The sequence below is a fragment of the Thermoclostridium caenicola genome (genome assembly GCF_900142095.1).
Taxonomy (GTDB): domain Bacteria; phylum Bacillota; class Clostridia; order DSM-8532; family DSM-8532; genus Thermoclostridium_A; species Thermoclostridium_A caenicola.
In genome coordinates this window covers 1-2,677 of the sequence record NZ_FQZP01000091.1, presented here as the reverse complement: position 1 = coordinate 2,677, position 2,677 = coordinate 1, and the positions used below count along the sequence as shown (strand labels likewise).

The 2,677-nt window shown below is 34.0% G+C and carries 2 protein-coding genes; both read right to left on the bottom strand.

Features of this window, described 5'->3' with window-relative positions; all coding sequences use genetic code 11:
- Positions 1–458: 458 nt before the first annotated feature.
- The gene (locus tag F3H12_RS12940; RefSeq protein ID WP_188118536.1) at positions 459–1,121 is read right to left on the bottom strand and encodes an RloB family protein; all 663 of its coding nucleotides are present in this window, start codon (positions 1,119–1,121) and stop codon (positions 459–461) included.
- Between the two features lie 19 nt (positions 1,122–1,140).
- The gene (locus F3H12_RS12935) at positions 1,141–2,499 is read right to left on the bottom strand and encodes an AAA family ATPase (RefSeq protein ID WP_149679728.1); all 1,359 of its coding nucleotides are present in this window, start codon (positions 2,497–2,499) and stop codon (positions 1,141–1,143) included.
- Between the last annotated feature and the right edge of the window lie 178 nt (positions 2,500–2,677).

The window sequence follows — 2,677 nt, the reverse complement described above, 5'->3', positions numbered from 1 at the left end:
AGTTGGCCTACTTTTTCAACTTTTTCAACTTGTTTTACTGTGATTGTATCAACTACACAACCGATATACTATGTGAGGGTTTCTTTGACGCTTACGCTAGGTGATGACTACCAAGCGGGTTATGAATTTGCGAAAAATTCTTGACGGTACCTTAGTGGCTATCCTATTCCTCCATCCTTGACATTAATGTGACGCACTCAACATGGGTTGAGTTGATGGAATTGACGTCTGTGGGCCATTTTTTATAGCATCTGTTCGTGGGAACATGTCAATCGGTTTTTCGGTCATTTTTGAAAAAACTACGTTCAAGGAAACATATCAAATGATAAACATGCCTATCAGCTCTGCTGAAACTATCCAAGCTTGTTGCTCCATATAGGTTAATGATGCAATTAGACTTCAGGAAGCCTCAGACTTCTGCGACTTCCTCCGTTATCATTAAGATGAACCAACAAATATCACATGTTTGATTGTCTATTTCTAAGTCTTTCATAAGCACTATTCAATGCTTCAACCAATAAAAAAACATTAGTAATAGGATCACCTTGAAGTTCACCCATTTTTGCCTTCTGTTCCCATAGCTGTCTAGCTGTTCGAATGGCATCGTCTTGGCGTTCTTCCAAGAGCGCATACATTCCCCTTGTTCCATGTGTATAGTCGATACCTAAATATTCACTTATTTTCTTGTCATATTCGCATTTATTGATGGCTCCTCTTACCATTTGAAAATGTAGCAAATACCAAAGTTCAAAACACTGGACAGAATAAATCGCATTAAACTTTTTTGACCTAGCTGCTTGTATCGCACGATTAAGCCCGTCAGGATCACCATCACAATCAAAAACACACCATACTTCATTAGGTGAGATTGTCCCATACTCCTCATTCAAATCTTTCCATACTTCGTATGCCTTTTTGACCACTGCTTCATGTTGTCCTGCATCTGGCAAAATATATACAGCAGCGTGGCTATAACCTGTACCTAATTTGTTGTAATAAGGAAATCCCTTAAAATAATCAGGCTCCGTAACTTTTCCTTCACAAACTATAATAAAAAATGGACTAGGGCGAATATATTTTTTCTTTCTTTTGTAGCTGTTTGAATCGCGTTTATTCCCCACAGTACAACCCCCTATCCATTTATATGCTTATGTTAAAGTCTACAAGATATGGGATGGCACCAAAGCGACCGGCTAAATAATTATTCAAATAGTTGAAATTACTTCTAATATCCAAATCAATGTCATATAAACTGTACATGTTGCTTACGCCATATTTGTTCTTCTCTATAAAATATATCTGGTCTCTCCGTAATAGTTTAGGGTTCATTAAAAGTGTATTATGGGTAGTGAAAATTAATTGCGCATTATGCGGGTTAGTTTTAGAATTATTAAAAAGCCTAATTATTCTCTCACATAATAAAGGATGTAAGGAACTTTCGATTTCATCAATAAGAAGAAATCCTCCTACCTTTAGCACAAAAAAGATTGGATAGATCAAAGCATACAATTTAGCAGTTCCTCTCGATTCCGCATCCAATGGAAATTTCTCTTCACCAACAATATTATATTGTTCATCATATTTTGAATGATGCATGTATGTTTCCAACTCATTAGATTCGATACTTGCACCCTTTTGCTGCATAAACTCAACAAATTGGCTAAATAGATCATCTTCATCGGTCTTCTTTTTAAGTACAGAAATATCTGTGATACAAATATCTGCATCTTTTAAGAAAGATAAAACCTCTTCTTTGGTAAGTATCCCTTTTCCAGAATTCTTTAAAATCTCCTCTTCTATCATACTTTTAAAAAACACTTCCGGTAAATTGCTTGGGCGAATATAGAATTTTAAATAATTAATTATTTCCTTTGCCCAAACAAATTCTTTAATCGAATCTTGGGCTAAAGTAAATAAGAATGGCCTTATTGCATCAGGTTTTATATAGTCCAATGCCTTTCTATCTTCAAAATATGTTCCTGTACGGACGATTTCATTCCTTTTTCTTTCAAAATAGCATGCCTCTTGCCTCTTAGGAACAAAGTACAACCATTCTGAATAAATTCCCTTACTGTCTATCTCAATACCATAGCGATGGCGTTTACCATTTAAGAAAAACGATATTTCATAAGATATAGGCTTATTTTTACTTTCTGTATCAAGTTTGAAATACGGTAAATTTGATAGCATTTTATTAATATCAACATATGCTGAAAATAGATCATTAAAAAAGCTAAATGATTCAATTAAATTTGATTTCCCACTAGCATTGGAACCAAAAATTGCAGCGCTTTTCAAGAGAGTCATATTTTCATATTGAAACAAATTGGTATCTGATAGCTCACGGTTGTTATCGGCTACCATTGAAAGAATAATCTCATTTTTAAATGACTTAAAGTTTTTGACCTTATATTCAATTATCATAAATTTCATCTCCTTGTTTATTAAATAGTAACATTTTCTTATATCATTTGCAATAATTTTGCGAAATTTCTTCATAAATCACACCACCATTATAAAATTTCTTATATCATATTATTCACATTTAATAGGAAAATATAACACGTAAAAGATATTACCCAAGTCAAGTCCAAATTAGTGTGTAAATTACCTCGGTCATCAAACGGTAGCTAATGAGACAATAGCCTAAGCGTTTATGCCGCGAAAGCTGTTGACG

Bases quoted from the DNA above. Each gene is read 5' to 3' on its own strand.
- F3H12_RS12935 (WP_149679728.1), bottom strand. From the start codon at position 2,499: ATGAAGAAATTTCGCAAAATTATTGCAAATGATATAAGAAAATGTTAC.